Raw genomic sequence first — 24,919 nt, 5'->3', positions numbered from 1 at the left:
TGCATAAAAATCTACGCCAAAGCGTAGATTTTTCCGCTCAGGACCACTATAAAGTCGCCGCATTCTCCACGAGCGTAAAATTCTCACTGCTAGAATCAAGCTACTGAGAATTTGTTTGCTTCAGTAAAACCATTTCAGGAAATGCTTCTCAGCCAGATTCGGGCATCGTTCTCCCGTCGGCGTAAATTTCAGCAATAGAGTGGGACCTCATGACTATCAAAACACTGCGTAAAGCCGCACTGGCTGCGGCGATCTGTTCCGTGTCCAGCGGCATTTTTTCCAGCGGTGCAATGGCCGCCGGTTTTTTACTTCAGGAATCCAGCAGTTCTGGTCTCGGCCGCGCCTTCGCTGCGGAAAACGCCATCGGTGACAACGCCGCCATTCTTGCACGCAACCCCGCTGGTTCTGCGCTGTTCAATGAAATCGCCTTTTCCGTCGGCGTCACCTATGTGAATCCGGAAATCGACGCCGCCGGTACAACAACTTATTTTTTGCCAACGCCTCTCGGCGTGCTGAGCGAATCCGTGTATGCAGAGGCGAATGATTACGCCAGCAGCGCCTGGGTGCCCAATGCCTACCTGGCAGTTCCCTTCGATGACTGTTGGTCATTCGGCCTCGCCGTCAACACCGATTACGGCCTGGAAACCGATTTCGATTCCAACTGGCCTGTGACCCATATCGCGGACCAGACTGAGCTGCTGAGCGTCAATATTGCGCCATCCGTCGCCTTTGATTACAACAATCAGTTCAGCATCGGCGTGTCGGTGAACTTCCTGTATGCGGACGCAACCCTGAAGAGCAAAGTCCCCAACGACTTTATTCTCGACCCCTACCTTCCCACACCACTTTCCGACGCGTACCTGCTGAATGCCGATGGCGATGACTGGGACTATGGCTGGAGCATCGGTGCACTGTGGCGCAGCGTAGATGGCCGCACCCATATCGGCCTCTCCTACCAGTCTGAGCTCGACCCGGAAATCGACGCGGATGTGGATTCCGACCTCCTGCGTTCTCTCACAACGGGAGCGCTGCTGCATAATGAGCCCGCCAACCTGACGCTGGATCTGCCGGACATGGCGGAATTGGGTATCTATCATCGCTTCGATGATCACTGGGGTATCGCCTTCGGGGCTGCCTGGACCGACTGGGACGATTTCCAGCGTCTTGAGGCCTTCTTCCCCGATCAGCCCGCCAACGGTGTAGGGCCGATTGATTACAACCCACTGCACATCAAAGAAGAGAACTTCAAGAGCGGCTGGCGCTACAGCCTGGGCCTGGAGTACTACCCCTGCGAGGAAGTCACCTGGCGCATGGGTTACGCCTATGACGAAGGCGCCGCACGCGATGGACTGAATCAAGACGCCGTACTGGAAACCGAACAGGTTTTGGGTATTCCCGGTGGTCTGCCGGTAACCTGGCGTACCCTTTCCATCCCGGATGCGGATCGCCAGTGGGTGACCTTCGGCGGTACCTTTAAGTTCAACAACCAGTTGAGCATTGATGCCGGCCTCGCCTATCTGTGGGGTGACGATGAACCGATTCAGGAGTTCACCGCTTCACCGCTCCCCACCTACTTTGATGGTGGCACTACCAATCTCGAAGCCTGGCTGGTGGGAGCGTCCCTGAACTACAGCTTCTGATATGCAGGCGGAATAAGATTTGCCAATGGGGTCGGACTAAACATCCGGCCCCTTTTTTTTGTCCACCCATGGGCCTGTGGACATCCAGCGCCCTGCGCTGTTTTATAGCGCGTGCACCAGAACGGCTTCCACCGCACACGGTAACAGCCTCCTGCGACACGCAATATGTATGTGATACCTTCGCTGAAATCGCTCCCTTAATCGCCCCATGCTCTGGCGGGACCAGATTTTTATCTGCAGCATCGCTATGCACCGAGCACCGGACCAAACCTCAAACTGACAATAATTTCAATCACTTGCGCAATGTATAGAACTGGATAGCGCCATTAGATCCACCTGCTCATTGAACGCATTTATATTCTTCCCTCCCCCCCCGGAAAAAGTTGGCACAGAGACTGCAAGGCTAAAAGTAATGGTGGAAACCTTGCAGATAACGGCCCCGCAAATTATCTGCACCGAAATGTTCCGACACTCGACACCACCCATTTCCGTTGATTGACCGGGTAAACCATTAGCCCGGAGTACAAAACAGACTGGCGACGCGTATTGCGTTTCCCTTGAGCAGAGGCGCTCACCGATCCTGCCCCTTGGCAGAGTATCGGTGAGCGCTTTTTTTTGCGCTGAATAATTGCCATACGGATTCTGAAAACCCTTTGATCGCAGGAGCACAATAACCATGCTGTGGAAAACACCCTTTAAAAATATCTTTTCGTCCCTGGTATTGGTGGTGGGATTCAGTAGTGCAGTCTGCACCGCACAGGCCGCGGAGCTGGGCTATCCGGAAAAGGAAGAGCTGACCTTTGGATTTATCAAGCTCACGGATATGGCCCCAATCGCCATCGCCTACGAGAAAGGTTTTTTCGAAGACGAGGGTCTTTACGTCACCATCGAGGCACAGGCCAACTGGAAAGTATTGCTGGATGGTGTGATCGACGGCCGCCTCGACGGTGCCCACATGTTGGCAGGCCAGCCCATCGCCGCCACCATGGGGTTCGGCACCAGGGCCGATATCATCACGCCCTTTTCCATGGATCTGAATGGCAACGGTATCACCGTGTCCAACGCGATCTGGGAACAGATGAAGCCGAATATCCCCAGGCAGCCCGACGGCAAACCGGTGCACCCGATCAAGGCCGACGCACTCAAACCGGTGGTGGATAAATACAAGGCCGACGGCAAGCCGTTCAACATGGGCATGGTATTCCCGGTCTCCACCCACAACTACGAGCTGCGCTATTGGCTCGCCGCCGGCGGCATCCATCCCGGCTACTATGCGCCACACAAGGGTGATATTTCCGGGCAGATCGACGCGGATGCACTGCTCTCCGTAACTCCGCCACCGCAGATGCCCGCCACTCTGGAAGCCGGCACCATTTACGGCTATTGCGTAGGTGAACCCTGGAACCAACAGGCGGTGTTCAAGGATATCGGCGTACCGGTGGTGACCGACTACGAAATCTGGAAAGACAACCCGGAAAAAGTGTTCGGTATCACGCGAGAATTCGCGGAAAAATACCCCAACACTACCGTGCGTATCACCCGTGCACTGATCCGTGCGGCCATGTGGCTGGATGAAAACAACAACATGAATCGTCCGGAAGCGGTGAAAATCCTGTCCCAGTCCAACTACGTGGGCGCAGACTACGATGTGATCGCCAACAGCATGACCGGCACGTTTGAATACGAGAAAGGTGACAAGCGTGAAGTACCGGATTTCAACGTGTTCTTCCGCTACCACGCCACCTACCCCTACTACTCCGACGCCATCTGGTACCTGACGCAGATGCGCCGCTGGGGACAGATTTCCGAAGACAAATCCGACGAGTGGTACAAGGAACTGGCGGCGAAAGTCTACCGCCCGGATATCTACCAGGCCGCGGCCAAATCCCTGATTGTCGACAAGCTGGCCAGCGCCGACCAGTTTCCGGACTTTGCTACGGAAGATGGGTTCCGCGATCCGCAGACCCACTTTATCGACGGCATTGTCTACAACGGCCACGCACCCAACGAATACATCAATAAATTTTCTATCGGCCTGAAGTCCGGACAAAAATTGTGATCAAACGCGGGCGCATGGTGACGAATACCCGGTACGCCCGCCACGCAACACTAAAAATGCTCATCGAGAACCGAGGTAGTATCATGAACGCAATTACCGCATCGCTCTCAAGCTTATTGAAGTTTCGAGTGCCGCAAGTCGACGGTAGTTTTGTCGGCAACGCCTTTCAGCTGGTCGCACTGCCACTGCTCGGCATACTCGCATTCCTGCTGCTGTGGTCGGTCACCGCGCAGAATATTGATACCTCGTTGGGGAAATTTCCCGGACCTGCCGCGGTAATGGATCAATTCAATGCGCTCTACGGCGAGCACCAGCGCTCGCGGGAAAAGGAGCGCGCGTTCTACCAGCGTCAGGAGGAGCGTAACGCGCAGCGCCTCGCGGAAGACCCGACGTTTGATCCCAAAATCCGCGCCTACACCGGCAAGGCAACCTTCATCGATCAAATCGGCACCAGCCTGGTAACGGTGCTGAGCGGGTTCCTGCTGGCGGTGGTCATTGCTGTGCCTCTAGGGATCACCATCGGTCTCAGTAAAACCCTAAACGCCGCCATCAACCCGGTTGTGCAGATCTTCAAGCCGGTATCGCCGCTGGCGTGGCTGCCGCTGGTCACCATGGTGGTGTCCGCACTCTACACCAGCCCCGATCCGTTGATCGCGAAGTCCTTCCTCAATTCCATGATCACCGTGACCCTGTGCTGCCTGTGGCCCATGGTGATCAACACCGCGGTGGGAGTCGCCAGTATCGATCAGGATCTGGTGAACGTGAGCAAGGTACTGCGCCTGCCGGCCCTGCGCCATGTGCAAAAAATCGTGCTGCCCGCGTCGGTACCGATGATGTTCACCGGTATGCGTCTGTCTCTCGGTGTGGCCTGGATGGTACTGATTGCCGCGGAAATGCTGGCACAGAACCCGGGGCTCGGAAAATTCGTGTGGGATGAATTCCAGAACGGCAGCTCCGACTCCCTGGCGCGCATCATGGCCGCGGTGCTGGTGATCGGCTTTATCGGCTTCCTGCTGGACCGAGGCATGCTGACGCTGCAGAAGCTCGCATCCTGGGACAAGGCCGCTACCCAGTAACCGGCACCGAATCATTTTCAAGGAGATCGACACTATGAGCGTACTTCTGGATATCAGCCATATCGACATGGAATTCCCCACACCGAAGGGCACCTTCACCGCCCTGCGCGATGTGAACCTGAAAATCCGGCAGGGGGAGTTTGTTTCACTGATCGGCCATTCCGGCTGTGGCAAGTCCACCGTGCTGAATGTGGTAGCGGGCCTCTACCGGGCCACCCGCGGCGGTGTGATTCTGGGCGGCAAGGAAGTGACCGAACCGGGTCCGGAGCGCGCGGTGGTGTTTCAGAACCACTCCCTGCTGCCGTGGCTCACCGCCTACGAAAACGTCGAGCTGGCGGTGAAGCAGGTATTCGGCAAAAGCAAATCCCGGGCGGAAATGCGCGCGTGGATAGAGCACAACCTGGAGCTTGTGCACATGAGCCACGCCATGCACAAGCGCCCTGGAGAAATTTCCGGTGGTATGAAACAGCGTGTGGGTATCGCGCGTGCGCTATCCATGCAACCCAAGGTGCTGCTGATGGACGAGCCCTTCGGTGCACTGGACGCGCTGACCCGAGCACATATGCAGAACTCGCTGATGGAAATCCAGGCGGAACTGAATAACACGGTGGTCATGATTACCCACGACGTGGACGAGGCAGTGCTGTTGTCGGATCGCATCGTGATGATGACCAACGGCCCCGCTGCCACCATCGGCGAAATTCTCGAGGTCGATCTGGAGCGGCCGCGAGAGCGGCTGGCGCTGGCCTACGACCAACAGTATCTCCAGTACCGCGCGCAAGTGTTGAAATTCCTGCACGAGCGCCACAGCAAACCGGATGTCCCGGTGAAAAAGAAAAGCACACCTCCGTCAACGCGGAAGGTCGATGTCAAACCCACGCGCAACGCAGAAAAAGAAGCCGTAGTAGATGCAGCGTGACGATTCCACGCTATGCCAGGAATCCGCGAATACGAATAGTTGACCAATACATTTTCAGATAACCAGAACCAGGAACCAAACCATGCAAATTACAATGAACCGTCTTCTGACTTCCCGCCGCGCACTCGCCACCGCCATCGCTGCCCTGTCGATCGGCATCACCGCGCCACTGCAGGCGCAGGAAACGCTGGAACAGCAGGCCCCGGGCGTCACCAGTTTCCGCGATGCGCTGGCCCAGGGCGAAGTGACGCTCGGCCTGCGCGCGCGTACGGAAATGGTCGACGTCGGTGGCAACGACATGGACCTGACCACCCTGCAGACCCGCCTGACCTTTGCGTCCGCCAGCTACCAGGGTTTCACTACTCTGATTGAAATGGACGACGTCACCCATGTCACCGACTTTGAAGGCGGTGTCAGTGACCCCGAAGGCACCGAAGTGAACCAGGTCTATCTCGCCTACACTGCTGGTGCCACCACCTTCAAATACGGCCGTCAGCGCATCCTGTTGGACAACCAGCGCTTTGTCGGCGGCGTCGGCTTCCGTCAGAACGAACAGACCTACGACGGCTTCAGTGCAAGCAATACCAGCTTCGAAAACACTACCCTGTTTGCCGCCCACGTGCACAACGTCAATCGCATCTTCGGTGAAGACAGCCCCGCCGGCGACCACAGCAACGACAGCTACCTGCTGAATGCCAAATACACCGGCTTTTCCGCCGGCGCACTGAGCGGCTATGCCTACCTGCTGGACAACGACGACGCCGCGGCCTTCTCCACCGACACCTACGGCCTGCGTTTTGCCGGCAGCCAGGCCAACATCGGCTACGCGCTGGAGTACGCCACCCAGTCCTCCGCGGCCGATAATCCGGCGGACTACGACGCGGACTATCTGCTGGCCGAAGCAAACGTCAAGCTGGGTCAGTTCACCCTGGCGGGCGGCTATGAGCTGCTCGGTGCGGACGGCACCAACGGCCAGTTCATCACCCCGCTCGCGACCCTGCATATGTTCCAGGGCTGGGCAGACCAGTTCCTCGGCGGCGGCACCGGCAATATTGCCGGCGGTATCGAAGATGCGTACCTGTCGCTGGCCACCAGCCTCGGCGGCGTCAAGTTAGCACTCAATTATCATCAGATCAGCTCAGACGACAGCGGTGTTTCCGGTATGGACAAACTCGGTAGTGAAGCCGGTTTCCTCGTATCCGGTGCGCTCGCGGGCGTGAACCTGAGTATGAAATACAGCGCCTACAGCGCCGACGAATTCAGCGTGGATACGGACAAGCTGTGGCTCACCGCTGAAGCGAAATTCTGATCATCCTCACAGGAACATCAACGCATTTCCGGTTACTCGTTGAGCCCTTGCCCGGCCGCAAGGCCGGGCCTTTTTCAACCGTTATTCTGCCGGACCACACACTGGACAATGCCTGTTTTCCGGCAGCACCAGCGCCCGCCATTCGAGCGTCGCCGCCTCGAACAATTGCAGACGGTTGAGACTGGAAAGCGGCAGGCCGGTAATCAGTTTGATCGCTTCCAGCGCCTGGGCGCTGCCCATCATGCCCAGTGCGGGACCGATCACGCCGACGGTGGAGCAGTTTTCCACTTCCGGCAGATCGCGCTGTTCCGCTGTTGGGGGAAACAGGCAGGCGTAGCAGGGACTGGTTGCGCTGCGGAAATCAAAACTCACCAACTGCCCCGAAAACCCCCGCACGGACGCCATGACTACCGGTACCTTCTGTGCGCGGCATACGCGGTTGATGGTGTGACGGATATTGAGATTGTCGGTGCAGTCCAACACCAGATCGAAAGGCTGCTGCGACAGCAGTGAGGTCAACCAGGCCTCGTCGGCCATGCGGGTGTGGGCGTGCACGCGGATTTCCGGGTTGGCGGCAGTCAGTTGCTGCGCCGCCACCTGCGCCTTTTCCTTGTCCCGGTGGTTGGTCTTGTACAGTACCTGACGCTGGAGGTTGGATATTTCCACCGTGTCTCCGTCCACCAGATGCAGCTCGCCGATACCCGCCGCCGCCAGATACAGCGCGGCTGGACTGCCGAGGCCGCCGAGGCCGACGATCAACACCCGCGCGGCACCGAGCTTCTCCTGCCCCGCCTCGCCAATCTGCGGCAACATGATCTGGCGGCTGTAGCGCTGCAACTGTTTGCGACTCAACACCATCTGACTCCGGCCTTCCCGATTACTCAATAACAGCGCGTAATTGTGCCACAGCCTGCCGGTAGTCGGGGGCCTGGGTGATGGCGGTGACCACCGCGATGCTGCCAACACCGCTCGCGGCCACCTCTGATGCGCGCGGCAGGTTGATGCCACCGATGGCCACCAGCGGATAGTCCGGCAACAGCGCGGCCATGCGCGCGAGCTTGAGCGGCCCCTGCAGCTGTCCGCTCATATCCTTGGTGTTGGTGGCATAGATGGCGCCGATGGCAAGGTAGCTGGGGCGAAACTGCCAGGCGTAAAGCAGCTCGAAAAAACCATGCGTGCTGATGCCGAGTTTCAGCCCCGCGCGCTGAATAGCCCTCAGATCCGCACTCCGTAAATCCTCCTGCCCGAGGTGCACGCCGTAAGCGCCACACGGGATGGCGAGCTGCCAATGGTCGTTGATAAACAAGCGCAGGTTGTAACGGCGACCAATGGCCACGGCGCGCTCGATCTGTGCGCGCAGATCGCTGCCCGGGCTTTTAATGCGCAATTGCAGGGTGCGCACCCCCTCCACCGCCAGCTTCTCAATCCACTCCACGGTATCCACCACCGGATACAGGCCGAGGCGGTTTGAATCCAGCTGCGCGAACTCCGCGGCGAAATTGGCCGCGGCGGATTCGCTGTAAACACCGAATCGCTTGGCGCGCCGACTGCCGACCACCAGCACTTCCGGAAAATCCTTCAGCTCCGTCGGCCAACCGCAGTGCCCCACGGGGCCAGCACCGGTTCCGATATGTTCGCAGTTGCCGAGGCGCAGTCCGCGGCGCACATAGGCGTTGGCCACCACGCAGGCGTCGTTCAGCGGATAGCCCAGCGCCAGCAGCGCGGCGATAGCGGAAGACAGAGTGCAGCCGGTACCGTGGGTGTTGCGGGTGTCGATTCTTTTGCCGATCAGCCAGTCTTCGCAGATGTTCTCATCCGAGCCACGGCATAACAGATCCGCGGTGGTGCCGGGTTCGATCTCAAAGTGGCCACCGGTGACCAGCAGTGAACAGTGATGTTCTCCCCGGACTTTTCGTGCCGCACTCAGGATTTCCATCGCGCTCTCGATCTTGGTACCCGCCAGCCATTCCAGTTCGATACTGTTGGGAGTGAGCAGATCGCACACGGGTAACAACTCGTTCACTACCGCCGCGCCGGTGCTATCTTCCGTCAGCTGCGCGCCACTGGTGGCGACCGCCACTGGGTCATACACAACGGGAATGTTTTCTCCGCTCGCTTTCAATACCCGCAGGAAATTGGCCACCAGTCTGACCTGCGCCGCATTGGCCAGCAGGCCGATCTTGATCGCCGCCGGCTTCAGATCGGCGAGCAGCGCGTCAAGTTGAGATTGCAGCACCTCGTCGGACACGGCGTTGATGGCAGGCACACCGAGGGTGTTCTGGGCGGTATTGGCGGTGATGGCGCTGCAGCCGTGCACGCCGAGGTCGTGCATGGTGAGCAGGTCCGCCTGGATACCGGCTCCGCCACCGGAATCACTGCCGGCAATGGTCCATACGATCGGGCGCGATGGTTGAGTAGTACTCATACCTTTTCTCCGCTACTGACGGTCTGCTGCCAGAACGGCATATCCAGAGTGGGCGTGCTGGGGCTCGCGGTCTGGCGTTTCAGCATCAGTCCCGCATTGCGCGCGGCGCGGCCGGAGGCCACTGCGAGCCGGAACGCCTCGGCCATCAATACCGGATTCTGGGCCTTGGCGATGGCAGTATTCAGCAGCACCGCATCGAAGCCCAATTCCATCGCTTCCGCCGCCTGTGATGGTGCACCGATGCCGGCGTCGATAATCAGCGGCGTATCGGGAAGTCGCTCGCGCAATGTCTGCAGGTTGTATTTGTTCATCAGCCCGCGACCAGTACCGATGGGCGAACCCCAGGGCATCAGCACTTCGCAACCCACATCCAGCAATTTGCGGCATACCACCAGGTCGTCGGTACAGTACGGCAGCACCTTGAAGCCGCGCTTGATCAGTTCCCGCGCGGCGTCAACCAATCCAAATGGATCCGGCTGCAGATTGTAGTCGTCGCCGATCACCTCGAGCTTGAGCAAGTCGGTGCCGAATATTTCTCGACTCATTTCCGCCAGCGCGATCACTTCCTTCGTTGTTTTGCAGCCGGCGGTATTCGGCAGCAGCTGGCAACCGGATTCGCGAATGTAGTCCCACAGCATTTTTCCCTGTTGTTGTTCCGGACTCTGGCGGCGCAGGGACAGGGTGATGATTTCCGACCCGGAGGCGGCGACGGATTCGCGCATGATCGCCGGGGATGGATACAGTGCGGTGCCGACCAACAGGCGACTGCTGAATTCCTTGCCGTAGAGTTTCAGTTTGTCCTGCATCGTTAACCTCCCACCACCGGGGCGACGATATCGAGGCAGTCGCCATCATGGAGTGAGGTTTCGCCATAAGTGGCGCGCGCGACGAAATTGCCGTTCAGGGCGACGGCGAATATTTCGCCGCTGTAGCCGAGTTGTTGCAACACACCGGCAATGGTTTGTTCGCTTTGTTGAACCGTTAGCGATTCACCGTTGACCATTAAATTCATCAGGTCACCTGTTCTGTTTCAGAAATAATTTGATGTATGTGGTTTTCCACCTGTGCGACGAGGGCCGGTGCCAGCAGGAAGCCGTGGCGGTAGAGGCCGTTGACGCGGATCAGGCCGGGTTCGCATTCCACGATGGGTAAATTATCCATGGTGGCTGGGCGGCAGTTGACGCGGGTTTCCAGGATGCGTGCTTCAGCAAACGCGGGGTGGATAGAATAGAGCGCGCTGGAGAGTTCCATGCTGGAACGCAGGGAGATGGGGCTCATATCTTCGCTTTCGATTTCGGTGGCGCCGATGACAAATTGATTGTTGGCTCTGGGTACGGCGTAGAGCTGGTATCTGGGGTGCAGCAGGCGCACGGGGCGGTTGAGTTGCACTTCGCTGGTTTTTACCACCATGACTTCGCCGCGGATGCCACGCAGGCCGTTGATCTGCTGTTTGGCACCTAGACCGCGGGTGTCGATGGTGAGGTCGAATTGTTCGCTGCCGGATTGGGTGTGGATTGTTCCTGGGATGCATTCTACCGGGATGTTTTCCAGCAGACGGACGTTGTTTTGTTTGAGGGCTTTTAGAAGCGCGGGGAGCAGTTTGCGGTTGTCGATGTCGGCTTCGGTGGCGAGCAGTAGTCCCTGGTCGAAGCGGCCGAGTTCGGGTTCGAGGGATTGCAGGGATTGGCCGTCGAGCCACTGGAGTTGGTGACTGTTGTCTTTGCCGAGTTTTGCGGTGAGCTCCTGTTGGAATTGCAGGAGTTCGGTTCGGTCTTGTGGGTGGGCAATGAGGATACTGCCGTTATGGCGGTAGTCGACCTCGATGCCGGTTTGTTGTTGCAGTTGTGCTGTCCATACTGGCCAGTGTTGCAGGCTTTGCAACCCTAGTTGGTAGATGGGAAGTGGGCAGTGGTAGAGCTCGGACAGTGGCGCGATCATTCCTGCGGCGGTGTGGCAGGCACCGGTTGGATTTTCCAGACTACCGGATTCGAAAAGTGATACTTGATGGCCTTTGTTCGAAAGGCGCCAGGCGAGCAGGCGGCCCATCAGGCCGGCGCCTGCAATTCCGATATTTAAATTTCGTTCAATGCTCACGGAAAGCCCTGCTACTCACTCGGAAAGTTCTGGGCGGCACCACTGCCGGGAAGCGTTCACCAGACACGCCGTAAACCCATCCATGGGGGCTCTTCTAAAACATCCCTGTTTTAGAAGGTCTGGTGAACGCTTCCCGGCAGTCGCGCCTTCACGCCAACCTGATTCGTACTTGGCAGGATTTCTCAAGCCTTGTGATAGATCTCTGCGCCCATGTCTTTAAATTTAATCGACATTTCCTCCATTCCCTTTTCCGCCTCCTGCTTCGCGGCATACTCCCTGACATCCTGAGTAATTTTCATCGAGCAGAATTTCGGGCCGCACATGGAGCAGAAGTGGGCGATTTTTCCGGATTCCTTGGGCAGGGTTTCGTCGTGGTAGGCGCGGGCGCGTTCGGGGTCGAGGCCGAGGTTGAACTGGTCTTCCCAGCGGAATTCGAAGCGCGCCTTGGAGAGGGCGTTGTCTCTCATTTGCGCCCTGGGATGCCCCTTGGCCAGGTCGGCGGCGTGGGCGGCGATTTTGTAGGCCATGAGACCTTCTTTTACGTCTTCTTTGTTTGGTAAACCCAGGTGCTCTTTGGGTGTTACATAACAAAGCATGGCACAGCCCATGCTGCCAATCATGGCGGCGCCGATACCGGAGGTGATGTGGTCGTAGCCAGGGGCAATATCGGTGGTCAATGGGCCGAGGGTATAAAAGGGCGCGCCGTGACAGTGCTTCAGCTGTTCATCCATGTTCTCTTTGATTTTGTGCATGGGCACGTGGCCGGGGCCTTCGATCATGGTCTGGACGTCGTGTTTCCACGCGATTTCAGTGAGCTCGCCCAAGGTGCGCAGTTCGCCGAACTGGGCTTCGTCGTTGGCGTCGGCGATGCAGCCGGGGCGCAGGCCATCACCCAGTGAGAAGCTGACGTCGTAGGCTTTGAGGATTTCACAGATGTCCTCGAAGTGGGTGTAGAGGAAGTTTTCCTTGTGATGAGCGAGGCACCATTTGGCCATGATGGAGCCACCGCGGGAGACGATACCGGTGACGCGCTTGGCGGTGAGTGGTACGTAGCGCAGCAGTACACCGGCGTGGATGGTGAAGTAGTCGACGCCCTGCTCGGCCTGCTCGATCAGGGTATCACGGAAGACTTCCCAGTTGAGGTTCTCGGCGATGCCGTCAACTTTTTCCAGTGCCTGGTAAATCGGTACGGTACCGATGGGAACCGGGCTGTTGCGCAGAATCCATTCGCGGGTTTCGTGGATGTTCTGGCCGGTGGAGAGGTCCATGACGGTGTCACCACCCCATTTGATGGACCACACGAGCTTTTCCACTTCTTCTTCGATGGAAGAGGTAATCGCGGAGTTACCGATGTTGGAATTCACTTTACACAGGAAGTTGCGGCCGATAATCATCGGTTCCAGTTCTGTGTGGTTGATGTTCGCGGGGATGATGGCGCGCCCTTCGGCAACTTCGCGACGGACGAATTCCGGGGTGATTTGCGGTGGAATGTAGATGCCTTCGCGTGCCTTTACAAAATCCGCTTCCGTCAGTTGTTCGGCAAGTCTTGCGCGGCCCATGTTCTCGCGGATGGCGATAAACTCCATTTCCGGAGTAATGATGCCCTGGCGGGCGTAGTGCATCTGGGTGACGTTTTTTCCTGACTTGGCTCTGCGCGGCGCGGGCAGATTGTCGAAGCGGATATGGTCGAGGCCCTGGTCGGCCATACGTTGCTGACTGTAGGCGGCCTGGCGGGAGTCGAGTATTTCGGTATCGCCGCGGGCTTCGATCCACTTCTGGCGCAGTTTGGGCAGGCCTTCGCGGACGTTGGGTTTGTAGTCTGGATCGGAGTATGGGCCGGCGGTGTCGTAGACCTGTAGGGGTGCGTTGGGTTCGAACACGGGATTGCTTTCGTCGCCGCCGACGAGACTTTGTCCGAGGCAGATTTCACGAACGCCTACATTAACGCCCTCGATTTCCCCTTGCAGGTAGACTTTGCGGGAGTTGGGGAATTGTTGGGCGGTCAGGTTTTCCAGGAATTCTTTGGCGCTTTCCTGTTGGGCTGCGCGTGTGCTTTTACTGGTTTTGTTGACGCTGTTATCGGTTTTTGGTTCGGCGACTTGAGACATGCTGACCCCTTGCGTGATGTATCCATGTGTGGATTGCCGGGGGTGCAGTGAGTGAGCGGTTTTCGGGTGCGCGGGTAAAAAATGGCGCCCGAAAATAAGCGAATTCAGATCTTGTTCCCTACGCGGGGGTTACCCCGATCAGGTTCAACGGATCTCGCTACTGCGATCTCAGCCCGAAGGCACTCCGACAAGTTGGGTCGGAGTATAGGGGATATTGGTTGGGATCGCCAAGTTTGTGTTTTTAGTGGCTTTGAAGCTGGACTGGTGGCGGGCCTGCCACCGGGTATGGGTTCGCAAGACACGCCGTAAACCCATCCATGGGGGCTCTTCCGCGAGGTCCCTCTCGCGGAAGGTCTTGCGAACCCATACCCGCCGCCAGTCCCTTCTCATCGAGTAGTGCGTTTCAAACGAAATCAAATTACCAGTGTTTTCTGGTAGCTCATTTCGCGAATGGCGTAGCGCACGCCCTCTCGCCCTACTCCGCTTTCCTTTACGCCGCCGAACGGGAAATGCTCTGCGCGGAATCCGGGGCCGTCGTTGACGGCGAGCAGGCCCACATCCAGCTGGTTGTACAGGCGTTTGGCCAGTGCGAGGTTCTGGGTGAATACGCCAGCCTGCAGGCCGAATGGTGAGCTATTGATCAGGGAAATCAGTTCGGATTCATCGTCGAATTTACGCAGCGGGACGACGGGGCCGAAGGTTTCTTCTGCAACCAGTTCGGCGTCGTCGGGGACATTGCTCAGAATAGTTGGCCAGAGGATGTTGCCTTCACGCCTGTGGCCGAACAGGACGTTTGCACCGGCATTTACGGCAGATTCGATACGTGCTTCCACTTCATCGGCGGCGGCGGTGTGGATGAGGGGGCCGATGAAGGTATTGTCTTCGGCGGGATCGCCAACCTTCAATTTGGCGGTGGCGGTGACGAGTTTTTCGGCGAAGGCGTCGAAGACGTCACTGTGTACGAACAGGCGCTTGGCGGCGGTGCAGCGTTGGCCCGCGGTGGCGAAGCGTTGGTTGATGATGGCACTTACCGCGGCATTGAGGTCGGCGTCGGGCATGACGATCAGCGGGTCATTACCACCGAGTTCGAACAGCATTTTCTTGTAACCGGCATTGTCGGCAATGGCGTTGGCGGCGGCGGTGCCGCCGGTGAAGTTGATGGCCTGGATTTGCGGATGTTTTACCGCATAGCTGGTGGCTTCGATATTCGGGATCAGCATTTGCAGCACAGACTTGTGTATGCCCGCGGCGTAACAGAGTTCCACCAGCAGTTCTGCGGAGCGTTTGTTCTGCGGGCCCGGTTTGAACAGGATGGTGTTGCCGGCGGCGAACGCGGGGCCGATTTTGTGCATGGCGATGTTGATGGGGAAATTGAACGGCGTGATGCACAGTACCGTGCCGAGCGGCTTCCACAGTACCACGCCGATTTTTTCGCGCATGGGAGGGAAGGCATCGGAGTCCAGTGCTTCGCCGTTGATATTGCGCGCTTCCATGGCGCTCGACAGTGCGGTGTTGTAGGCGCGGTCGATTTCCACGCGGCTGTCGCTGATGGTTTTTCCGGTTTCCTCGGTGATGGCGCGGGCCAGGTCTTCCTTGCGTTCCAGCAGAAGTTGCGCGAGTTTCAGCAGGATATTGGAGCGTTCGAACGCAGGCGTAGCCAGCTGGATATTACGGCCGGCGACCAGAGTATCGATGGCTTCAGCAACCTGCTCTCTGGTATGGAAATCGTAAGCTTCTATCACTTCGCCGTTGTACGGATTGATGATCTGGTAGTCGGCCATGGAAACACCTGTAATTTTTATACGGCAAATAACTGGTAAACGATACGCGCTCCGGCAACCAGCAGGGCAGCGCGCATGAGATTGAAAAACAGTTCGCTGTTGATCCGGTTCAGCAGTGCTATCCCGATACGGGTGCCGATAACCGCCGCGACGGTGAGTAGCAGGATCAGCCCCAGATGATCGGAGAAGGCAAAGCCGAGGTAGATAAAAGCGGGCACCTTGAGTGCATGGCACCAGGCCTGCATGACGGACTTGTTCGCGACGATTTCCTTTGGCGTCATGTCCTTGCGTACGAAGAACGCGGCCAGCAATGGATCTACCGCACCCGCGATAATTCCGAGCGTACCGGTGGCAATACCGACCCAGAAAAAATTCCGCGGTTTGAGGCGGATTTCCGGCAATTTTTTCGGTTTGAAGACGGTGTAGAAAATCAGCGCCGCGAGCAGTATCAGCGGCAGTTGTTGCCAGTCGAGATTGGCAAGCCCGAGGGTCATGGCGGCGGAGCCCAGGGTACAGCCAATAAAAAACGGTATGCACTGATCCCAGCGGATATGCTCACGCACGTAAACCACACGTGCGAGGTTGTTGAGCAACTGCACGGCACCGTGGATCGGTACCAGCATGCGCAGCGGAATGGCGACATTGAGGGCGGCGAACATCAGAATGCCCCCCGCCCCGCCAGTTACCGCGGAGATAAAGGCGCTGACAACACACACCAGTAGCAGCACCGCCAGCATCAGACCGGACGTCTGGCCGGGCAACAGACTGAACAGCTCTCCCAGTTCCGCCAAGGCAGACCTCGTCTTGTATCGTTATGGATTGGTTAGTTCCGCCGCAGCGACCGGGCACTGGTCGAATTTTCAGCGGTGGCCAGTCTAACCTCAGGACAGCCTCAAACCCAGTAGTCACGGGCCTATAACTGGTTATTTACGGACTTACGAATATGAGGGTGGCGGACCGTGGCGCCCACCGAACCCGCATACCATGCGACTCCGGAGGCGCCATTGGCAATAGACGATGAACAATTACAGAGAGCGTAAAAAGGCGATCAGCTCGGCGCGCTGTGCGGCATCCAAGGCGCGATACCCGGTCTGGCTGGCTGCCGCTTCTCCGCCGTGCCACAGGATCGCCTCCTCGATGGAGCGCGCGCGGCCATCGTGTAGCAGACTGCTGTGGCCACTGACCGCTTCCAGCATACCCAGCCCCCAGAGCGGAGCCGTGCGCCACTCCCGGTTCAGCGCCGGGGATGCCGTCAGGTTGTCCGCCAGCTCGTCGCCCATGTCGTGCAGCAGCAAATCCGTATAAGGGCGAATGGTGTTGCCGCGCAGTTCGGCGAGATCGTGACGGTGCCCGGTTTCCATGGATGGCCGATGGCAGGATGCGCAGCCCAGGTTGTGGAAGTGCTGCTCACCGGCAATCACCGCGGGCAGGCTGACCTCATCCGGGCGGCGTGAGGGTGCGCCCAGCGCCTGCAGGTACACCACCAGTTCGTCCAGGCGCTGGTCACTCAGTTCGGTGCCCTGCCCAGAGTTTTGCCGGCAGGCGAGTTGCTGGTCGCCGCAGGCGGGGTTCGGCAGCACCGATGTGGTAACACCAATGTCGGTGCTGAGTGCCTCGGCGGCGAAGTCCCGCAGGCTGGAAGACGTGGCTTTCCAGCCAAAACGACCGATTTGCCGCTCCCCCGCGGATGCAGAATCCACAATGTTCGCGCGCCCCGATATTCCATCGCCATTGCTGTCATCCGGGTCGTGCCACGCCAGGAGGACACTCTCCGGCACCGCCTCCAGCAGGCCGAGGCCGGTAATATTCTGCGGCATACGCGGTGAAATAAATGGCGTGCTACCGCCGGCAGTGTCATGCCGGTTGACGGTGTAGTGCGGCGCTTGCAGCGAGAAGGACGTGCCATCATTGAACGTGCCATTTTCTTCGGTGTAACTCACCACCACCGTCGCCTCGGCGGGAATCGCAGCGTTCAGAGACGTACCCTGCAACACACGGCCGTAGTACCGGTGCGCCTCCGGCTGTCCCAGCTCATCGAAATAGCCACTGCCCACTTTGGTCACCAGCGTATCCAGCGGCTGGTTGTTCTCGGGCGCCAGGCCGCGTCCATTATTGATATGGCAGCCGAAACAGGAATTTTTCACCAACAGACCACTGGCGGTGTTGGCCAGCTCAGGAAAATCCGGGTTACCTGCCTCCTCGTGAACGCCTGTATCAAAACGCGTATGGAATACCCGACGCCCCTGCATAAACGTGTTGTGGGTTGCCCACTGTGTATTCAGCCCTTCGCGCATGAAGGTTGTCCAATCGGCAACGCCACTGCCCACCACATAGTTGTCGTAAACATCGATGCCATCGAGAATGGGGTACGTCACCACCTCGCCAATGGGGTTGTCTTTCTGAGTCCACTTGCCGTTAGCCGCCGCTTTGTAGGTTACGGTATTGTCGGCGTTGACTGAGATCACTTCCGCGGCGGGCACCGCATCGCCGGCACGAACATAGGGTGCCGATGCACGACCACCACTGCGCAGCTGCGCGTCCAGTACTTCGTCGCTCACGATAAACAAGCCCGGCTGACCGAGCTTTATTCGGTAGGTATCGGTGTAATACACCGCTTGCCCGCGGACGTTCGGGTCGCTCTCAAAGCGCCCCAGGAACTGCTGCAGTTCAAACTCCATCCACTCACCCACGCGCATCACGCCGTCATCGCCGTTGTGAGCATCCCGCTGGATGCGGCAAACCCAGCGCTCGCCGGTGCCGTCCATCGCCGCTTGCTGGAGTTTTTCATCCATCCCCGCATTGTTATTGAAATCCGCACGCCACTCGTTGCTGTAAGACGAACGACAGCCCGGTGGAACATAGTTTGCGTACTCCGGGTGATAGAAAATCTCCAGCAGATTTTCTCCGGCTGGCGTGTGGTCGTGGATCTCAATTTCGAACGTGCGGTGTTCAAAGTAATGGGTGGGGAAGGTATAGAAAATATCTTCCGACTCATGCCGCGAGCGGGCGCGCCCGGAAGCGATAGTCACAACGGTGCCATCGGATTCCACGTACCATTCCTGCGAACTTTCCGGCGTGTAGACCGTATCGAACAGAGTGCCGTAGCTGAGGTTTGAAAAATCCGGGGGTGGAAGATCCGCGGGTATATCGACATCCGGTGGCGGCTCGACATCCGTGCCGTCGGCAAAAATCCGGAACTCCCAAATCGAATAACCCCAGGCATTACCCGCACTGCGCTCGGTGCCATACATCCGCACATGCCGGTAATTGCCACTGATATTCAATGAATCGCTACGTGTACCAAACTGGCCACCGGTAAAGGTCTGCAGCGTATTCCAGTTGACGCCATCCACCGACCCCTGCAGTTCGTAACGCCCCGCGTTAGCCGCCTCCCAATCAATAACCACACGGGAAAGCTCATAGTCTGAACCCAGGTCCACCGCCAGCCACGAGGGATCGACACCGTGATCGCTCTCCCAGCGTGTACCGCTGTTACCATCGGTCGCCAGCGATCCATCACCAGAACTGGCGCTGGCGTTCCCCTGTAAAGCCACGTTGTCACCCGACGTCGGCGGCTCATCAATAATCACCGAACCCTGCACATCCATTTCCCAGATCGAATAACCCCAGATGTTTTCCGCAGGCCGTTGTAAAGCATTCAGACGCACATAGCGGTAATTGCCGGACAGGGGAAGTACATCCGTTCGGTTACCGAAGGCACCACCACTATGGCTCATGATCTGTGTCCAGTTCACACCGTTTGTACTGCCTTCGATCAGGTAGTCTGAAGCATTTGCAGCCTCCCAGTGAATAGTGACGCTCTCCAATTGGTAGGTATCTTCCAGATCCACGACCAGAGTGCCGGGGTCTACCTGATGCGCACTTTCCCAGCGCGTATTCTGGTTGCCATCAACTGCAAACGACGCGGGCTGTATCTCACTACTCGCCGACACCGGTTTTCCAATGGAGAGATTTTCCGCGGCCAGAACCGGCCATGAAAATACAGAGAGAAGCGAAGCAACGGCCACGAGCCGCCCCGCGATGCCACCCTGTGGGTGTCGCGTAGTTTTGATTTTCCTCATCATGCAATTCCTGTTTATCGCTGATTATTTTTCTATTTCATTTTTTCCGGAAACTAAGAACATCCGGGGAAACGGCAGGATTAAAGTAAGGTGCTTTGACGAGGAAATGGCCTCCCACCTTTCAAGCAGTGGAAATCGGGAGGGAAATAAAAAATCAGGCGACAGGTTCGGAATTGCCGCACGCGATGAAGAGGAAACCCAGGTCAGGGAATTGGATTCACTTCATCCAAAAAAGAAAGTGGGATAGAAAAATACAGATGAGAAAGATGTAGAAACTGCACTTATCCAGCCTGCAGCTACGAAGCCAGAAAATACAAAGCGAAGGGCAAGTGCCGGGGACCGGTTTTCAGGAGCGTCGCAAACAGGGCCGAATGCGCCGCGTTGAAGCGGCCGGGTACTTTGCGCCGCAGCGCCCAGGGATGGGTTGAAGAGAGGCGCCTAGCTCGGTCCTGAAAACCCGTCCCCGGCAATTGACCGCCACCGGACCGGCTTCAGAACCACTACAAAGCAAAGGATCAGACAGCGACGTTACCGTAGCTCATCAACCGCTGGTAACGTTTCTCAAGAAGCTCGTCAATCGGAATCGCCGTCAACTTATCCAATTGAACAGACAGGCGATCACGCAGACGCTCCGCCATCAGGTCCGGATCGCGATGCGCACCGCCGAGAGGCTCGGCGATGGTCTCATCCACAATCCCCAACTCCTCCAGCACCCCGGACGTTACCCCCATGGCCTCCGCCGCCAGCGGCGCCTTCTCCACGGTCTTCCAGATAATGTTCGCGCAACCTTCCGGAGAAATCACAAAGTAAGTGGAGTACTGCAGCATGTTCAGCTGGTCGCCCACACCAATCGCCAGCGCACCACCGGAAGAGCCCTCACCGATTACCGTACAGATGATCGGCGTACGCAGACGCGACATTACCGCCAGGTTTTTCGCAATCGCCTCCGAAATACCACGCTCCTCGCTGTCGATACCCGGATAGGCCCCGGGAGTGTCGATCAGCGTCAGCACCGGCAGCTTGAAGCGCTCGGCCATCTCCATCACACGCAGTGCCTTGCGGTAACCCTCCGGCTTCGGCATACCAAAGTTGCGCTTTACCTTCTCGTTGACGGTACGCCCCTTCTCCTCACCAATCACCGCCACCGGGCGGCCCTCAAGGCGCGCGATACCGGAAATGATTGCCTTGTCATCGCCGAAGTGACGATCGCCATGCAGCTCATCCCAGTCGGTGAAAATGCGCTCGATATAGTCTTTGGCATAAGGGCGCTGCGGGTGCCGCGCTACCTGCACAACCTGCCATGGCGACAGGCTGGAATAGATGGATTCGGTGAGCTTCTCGCTCTTCTCCCGCAGGCGGGTGATCTCTTCAGCGATGTTGAGCTCGTTGTCGTCGCCCACATGCTGAAGTTCCTTGATCTTGCTTTCCAGTTCCGCAATCGGCTGTTCAAACTCGAGAAAACTGAACTTCATTTAATTCGCGCCTTGATAATCCTGTGGGCCTGCCAAATGTTGGAAAATGCGACCAAATCACCCCGATCAGTCGCAAACAGACCCCGTCCACTGAAAATGGCGGCTAGCTTACCGGGATAGGACCACTCAGTCGAGTGCAGGGGTCACTCAATGCCGTTGAGTGTAGTTGAGCTGCACTCTCTCGCGACCAACCACCTCCCGCAGGGACTGGATCAGCTGATCGTTTGGCTCGACTTTCCACTCATCCGCGAGGCGGAAGGTGCCGCGCGCGTCGCTGCGCTCCACTTCCACCAGAATCGGACAGCTGCCCCCGATATAGGGCCGCAGACAGGCGCTCAGGCGCTGCCCCATTTTCGGCAGCGCCTGAGCGCTGTCGATCTTGAGCGTCACACCGATGACGCTGCCGCTGCGCAGGTCGTCAAGCGTGGACACACTGTTCACGCTCATCTTCAGACCGCCGCTGTAATCATCGTGGGAGATGGAACCCTCCAGCACCAGCAGCGAATCCTTCACCAGCTTTTCCCGGTGTTGTCCGAACGCCTCACTGAACACCGCCGCCTCAATCCGCGCGCTGCGGTCGTCCAGGGTGACAATCGCCATGGAATCGCCCCGCTTGGTCTTCATCACCCGCATGCCCACCACAAGGCCGGCCACCTTCTGGTTCTCGCGCCCCGGTTTCAGGTCCGCGATACGCGCCTGAACCAGATGCTTGAGCTCCTCCTCGTATTCATCGATGGGATGGCCGGTTAGGTACAAGCCGAGCGTGTTCTTCTCCCCTTCCAAACGCTCGCGAATACTCCAGGGGCGTGCGTTGCGGAAATCCTGGTACACATCGCCGTCGGATGCGCTGCGCACTACCTCGCCGAACAGGTCCATCATGCCCGCGCTGTCGTTTTTGCTCTGCTGTTCCGCGGATTTCACCGCTTCATCCAGTGCCTCGAACAAAACTGCGCGGGAATAATCGAGACCATCGGCACCGGTGGTATCCGGACCAATACTGTCCAGCGCGCCGGAGCGCACCAGGGCTTCCAGCGCCCGCTTGTTCACCTTGCGCGGGTCGATACGCGAACAGAAGTCGAACAAATCCTTGAAGGGCCCGTTTTTCTTCCGCTCGCTGATGATGTTATCGATCGGTCCTTCACCCAGCCCCTTGATGGCACCGAGACCGTAAATGATGCGGTTGTTGCCACCTTCGGAGACAGGAACAGAGAACTGATAGTTGCCGAGGTTTACATCCGGCGGCACCAGGTCGAGCTTCATCGCCCGGCATTCTTCGATGAACGTCACCACCTTGTCGGTCTTGTCCATGTCCGAGGACATGGTGGCCGCCATAAACTGCGCCGGGTAGTGCGCCTTCAGCCACGCCGTCTGGTAAGACACCAGTGCGTAGGCGGCGGAGTGGGATTTGTTGAAGCCGTAACCGGCGAATTTCTCCACCAGGTCGAAGATCTTCATCGCCAGTTCGGGATCGACACCCTCTGACTTCGCACCCTCCTCGAAGGTACTGCGCTGCTTCGCCATCTCCTCGGGCTTTTTCTTACCCATGGCCCGGCGCAGCATGTCCGCACCGCCGAGGGTGTAGCCCGCGAGCTCCTGGGCGATCTGCATTACCTGTTCCTGGTAAACGATAACGCCGTAAGTGGGTTCGAGAATCGGTTTCAGTTTCTCGTGCTGGTACTTCGCATCCGGATAGGCCACCTGCGCGCGGCCGTGCTTCCGGTTGATGAAGTCGTCCACCATCCCCGACTGCAGCGGACCCGGGCGGAACAGCGCCACCAGGGCAATCATGTCTTCGAGGTTGTCCGGCTGCAGGCGCTTGATCAGATCCTTCATACCGCGGGATTCCAGCTGGAATACCGCGGTAGTCTCGGCGCGCTTGATCAGCTTGAACGTCTTGTCGTCGTCCAGCGGCAGCGTCTCGATCACGAGCGGCTCCAACCCTTCGTGCGCGCGCTGTTCATCCACCATGGCCTTGGCCCAGTCAATGATGGTGAGCGTGCGCAGCCCCAGGAAGTCGAACTTCACCAGGCCCGCGTCTTCCACGTCGTTCTTGTCGAACTGGGTTACCAGGCCGGCGCCGGTCTCGTCACAATAGAGCGGCGCAAAATCCGTGAGTTTGGTGGGGGCGATCACCACACCACCGGCGTGTTTGCCGACGTTACGCGCCACCCCTTCGAGCTGCAGCGCCATCTCCCAGATTTCCTGGGCTTCTTCGTCGTTCTCCAGAAACTCGCGCAGTACTTCTTCCTGTTCGAACGCCTTCTGCAGGGTCATGCCCACATCGGCGGGAATCATTTTCGAGAGTTTGTCGGCAAGGCCGTAGGACTTGCCCTGTACCCGCGCCACATCGCGCACCACCGCCTTCGCCGCCATGGTGCCGAAGGTGATGATCTGGCTCACCGCGTTGCGGCCGTAGTTCTCGGCCACATAGTTGATCACCCGGTCGCGCTTCTCCATGCAGAAGTCCACGTCGAAGTCGGGCATGGATACCCGTTCCGGGTTCAGGAAACGTTCGAACAGCAGGTCGTACTGCAGCGGATCGAGATCGGTAATTTTCTGCGAGTAGGCAATCAGCGAGCCGGCACCGGAACCCCGCCCCGGGCCGACCGGAATATTGTGATCCTTGGCCCACTGGATAAAGTCCATCACGATCAGGAAGTAGCCGGGGAAACCCATCTGGATAACGATATCCAGCTCGAAGCGCAGACGGTCTTCGTAGACTTTCTTGCGCGCTTCGTAGTCCGGCGCGGACTTGTCCAGAATGGTTTCGAGGCGTTCGTAGAGCCCGTCGAAGGAGACCTTTTCGAAAAATTCGTTTTCGGTCATGCCTTCCGGAATCGGGAACTGCGGCAGGAAGTACTTGCCGAGCTGGATCGGCGCGGAACAGCGGCGCGCGATTTCCACGGTGTTTTCCAGCGCTTCCGGCAGATCCTTGAACAGCTCGCACATTTCTTCCGGAGAGCGCAGATACTGCTCCCGGGAATAACGCCGTTCACGGCGCGGGTCATCGAGGGTACGCCCCTCGCGAATACACACCCGCACCTCGTGGGCTTCGAACTCGCTGTCTTCCAGAAAGCGTACGTCGTTGGTCGCCACCACCGGCAGGTTCAAGTGCCCCGCGAGCTTCACCGCTGCATGCAGATACTCTTCCTCACCCGGCCTGCCGGTGCGCTGCAGCTCCAGGTAATAACGTCCCGGAAAAATCCTCGCCCACTCACTCGCCAGCGCCTCTGCCTGCGCATTGCGCCCGGCAACCAGTGCGCGGCCCACATCGCCGTACTTGGCACCGGAGAGCATCAGCACCCCTTCTGCGTACTCCTTCACCCACTCACGCTGGATATAAGCGTGCCCGTGGTACTGTCCTTCCATCCAGGCGCGGGAAATCAGCTCGGTGATATTGCGGTAACCGGTGGTGTTCAGCGCGTACAGCGTCAACAGCGTCGGCTGCTCCTCACCACCCTCTTTCAACCAGAAATCCGCACCGGTGATGGGCTTGATCCCGGCACCGAGACAGGCCTTGTAAAACTTCACCTGTGCGTAGAAGTTGGTCTGATCCGTGATCGCCGCCGCGGGCATTTCCAGCTCGGCCAGACGACCAATCAACGGCTTGATACGCACCAGGCCGTCGATCAGGGAATATTCGGAGTGGATTCTTAAATGTACGAAGGGTTGGGTCATTCTCTATCGTTCTTTTCTGGCCCGGAGGTCTATTTAAGAGTTCTGATCCGGGAACGCGGCGCTAGGCGGTGCACCCTTCCGGGACACGCTGTGAATACGTCCCTGTAGCTCTCCGCCGACATCCATGTCGTCGAAGGTCCCGGAAGGGCGCACCACCCATCGCCGCTATGTACAATTCTGAAAATTAAATACTTTGTAAGCGTTTGTACGCGCTAATGGAGAGCGGGTGCAGCACTCAAAATTCTGACCAGGCGCAAAACGTTATGCGAAGGCGGA

General features: G+C 58.1%; 17 protein-coding genes and 1 riboswitch. Of the genes, 6 read left to right on the top strand and 11 right to left on the bottom strand.

All coding sequences use genetic code 11. The features are described 5' to 3' along the window. Positions 1 to 209: 209 nt before the first annotated feature. The 5 genes from C3938_RS12945 to C3938_RS12925 all read left to right on the top strand — a co-directional run bounded on the left by C3938_RS12945 (position 210) and on the right by C3938_RS12925 (position 7,003). Positions 210 to 1,640: an OmpP1/FadL family transporter gene (locus tag C3938_RS12945; RefSeq protein WP_105103702.1), complete on the top strand. Its 1,431-nt coding sequence runs from the start codon at positions 210 to 212 to the stop codon at positions 1,638 to 1,640. 676 nt (positions 1,641 to 2,316) lie between these two features. Next, a complete protein-coding gene (locus C3938_RS12940) occupies positions 2,317 to 3,699 on the top strand; it encodes a CmpA/NrtA family ABC transporter substrate-binding protein (protein WP_105103701.1) in 1,383 nt (460 codons plus the stop codon). 83 nt (positions 3,700 to 3,782) lie between these two features. Beyond that, complete coding sequence (locus tag C3938_RS12935) at positions 3,783 to 4,775, top strand: ABC transporter permease (protein WP_105104510.1); 993 nt, start codon at positions 3,783 to 3,785, stop codon at positions 4,773 to 4,775. A gap of 34 nt (positions 4,776 to 4,809) precedes the next feature. After that, positions 4,810 to 5,694: an ABC transporter ATP-binding protein gene (locus C3938_RS12930; protein WP_105103700.1), complete on the top strand. Its 885-nt coding sequence runs from the start codon at positions 4,810 to 4,812 to the stop codon at positions 5,692 to 5,694. 82 nt (positions 5,695 to 5,776) lie between these two features. After that, positions 5,777 to 7,003, top strand: coding sequence for an alginate export family protein (locus C3938_RS12925; protein ID WP_158681684.1), 1,227 nt, complete (start codon positions 5,777 to 5,779; stop codon positions 7,001 to 7,003). 81 nt (positions 7,004 to 7,084) lie between these two features. Here the strand turns inward: C3938_RS12925 and C3938_RS12920 are convergent, their stop codons facing one another. From C3938_RS12920 to C3938_RS12880, 9 genes are all read right to left on the bottom strand, one after another. Continuing rightward, positions 7,085 to 7,861, bottom strand: a complete 777-nt coding sequence (locus C3938_RS12920; protein ID WP_199775602.1) for a HesA/MoeB/ThiF family protein — start codon at positions 7,859 to 7,861, stop codon at positions 7,085 to 7,087. A 19-nt stretch (positions 7,862 to 7,880) separates the two neighbouring features. Then, entirely contained in the window at positions 7,881 to 9,428 is a 1,548-nt protein-coding gene (gene thiE / locus C3938_RS12915; protein WP_105103698.1) for a thiamine phosphate synthase, read from the bottom strand. Beyond that, entirely contained in the window at positions 9,425 to 10,234 is an 810-nt protein-coding gene (locus C3938_RS12910; protein ID WP_105103697.1) for a thiazole synthase, read from the bottom strand. Before C3938_RS12910 ends, thiE begins: the two co-directional genes overlap by 4 nt. Positions 10,235 to 10,236: 2 nt before the next feature. Beyond that, positions 10,237 to 10,440 (bottom strand): sulfur carrier protein ThiS, encoded by a 204-nt coding sequence (gene thiS / locus C3938_RS12905; RefSeq protein ID WP_105103696.1) that lies wholly within the window; start codon positions 10,438 to 10,440, stop codon positions 10,237 to 10,239. Further along, the gene (gene thiO / locus C3938_RS12900; RefSeq protein ID WP_233998887.1) at positions 10,440 to 11,522 is read right to left on the bottom strand and encodes a glycine oxidase ThiO; all 1,083 of its coding nucleotides are present in this window, start codon (positions 11,520 to 11,522) and stop codon (positions 10,440 to 10,442) included. The genes thiS and thiO overlap by 1 nt, the downstream gene beginning before the upstream one ends. A 182-nt stretch (positions 11,523 to 11,704) precedes the next feature. Then, positions 11,705 to 13,630 (bottom strand): phosphomethylpyrimidine synthase ThiC, encoded by a 1,926-nt coding sequence (gene thiC, locus C3938_RS12895; protein ID WP_105103695.1) that lies wholly within the window; start codon positions 13,628 to 13,630, stop codon positions 11,705 to 11,707. Between the two features lie 98 nt (positions 13,631 to 13,728). Beyond that, a riboswitch (TPP riboswitch) is annotated at positions 13,729 to 13,827 on the bottom strand. Positions 13,828 to 14,043: 216 nt separating this feature from the next. Then, entirely contained in the window at positions 14,044 to 15,411 is a 1,368-nt protein-coding gene (safD, locus tag C3938_RS12890) for a sulfoacetaldehyde dehydrogenase SafD (protein ID WP_105103694.1), read from the bottom strand. Positions 15,412 to 15,428: 17 nt separating this feature from the next. Then, complete coding sequence (locus C3938_RS12885; RefSeq protein ID WP_105103693.1) at positions 15,429 to 16,202, bottom strand: sulfite exporter TauE/SafE family protein; 774 nt, start codon at positions 16,200 to 16,202, stop codon at positions 15,429 to 15,431. Positions 16,203 to 16,436: 234 nt separating this feature from the next. Further along, positions 16,437 to 19,364 carry a di-heme oxidoredictase family protein gene (locus C3938_RS12880; RefSeq protein WP_233998885.1) on the bottom strand — a complete coding sequence of 976 codons (2,928 nt, stop codon included), beginning with the start codon at positions 19,362 to 19,364 and terminating at the stop codon, positions 16,437 to 16,439. 10 nt (positions 19,365 to 19,374) lie between these two features. Here C3938_RS12880 and C3938_RS17890 point away from each other — a divergent pair, with 10 nt between their 5' ends. Next, complete coding sequence (locus tag C3938_RS17890; protein WP_233998883.1) at positions 19,375 to 19,740, top strand: hypothetical protein; 366 nt, start codon at positions 19,375 to 19,377, stop codon at positions 19,738 to 19,740. 268 nt (positions 19,741 to 20,008) lie between these two features. On the opposite strand, the gene C3938_RS12875 is transcribed toward C3938_RS17890, so the two are convergent. Both C3938_RS12875 and dnaE read right to left on the bottom strand, forming a co-directional pair. Beyond that, entirely contained in the window at positions 20,009 to 20,965 is a 957-nt protein-coding gene (locus C3938_RS12875; protein WP_105103691.1) for an acetyl-CoA carboxylase carboxyltransferase subunit alpha, read from the bottom strand. Positions 20,966 to 21,112: 147 nt separating this feature from the next. Continuing rightward, positions 21,113 to 24,643, bottom strand: a complete 3,531-nt coding sequence (gene dnaE / locus C3938_RS12870) for a DNA polymerase III subunit alpha (protein WP_105103690.1) — start codon at positions 24,641 to 24,643, stop codon at positions 21,113 to 21,115. Positions 24,644 to 24,919 lie beyond the last annotated feature (276 nt).

The sequence above is a fragment of the Microbulbifer pacificus genome (genome assembly GCF_002959965.1).
Classification (GTDB): Bacteria; Pseudomonadota; Gammaproteobacteria; order Pseudomonadales; family Cellvibrionaceae; genus Microbulbifer; species Microbulbifer pacificus_A.
This window is presented reverse-complemented; position numbering and strand designations above follow the sequence as displayed.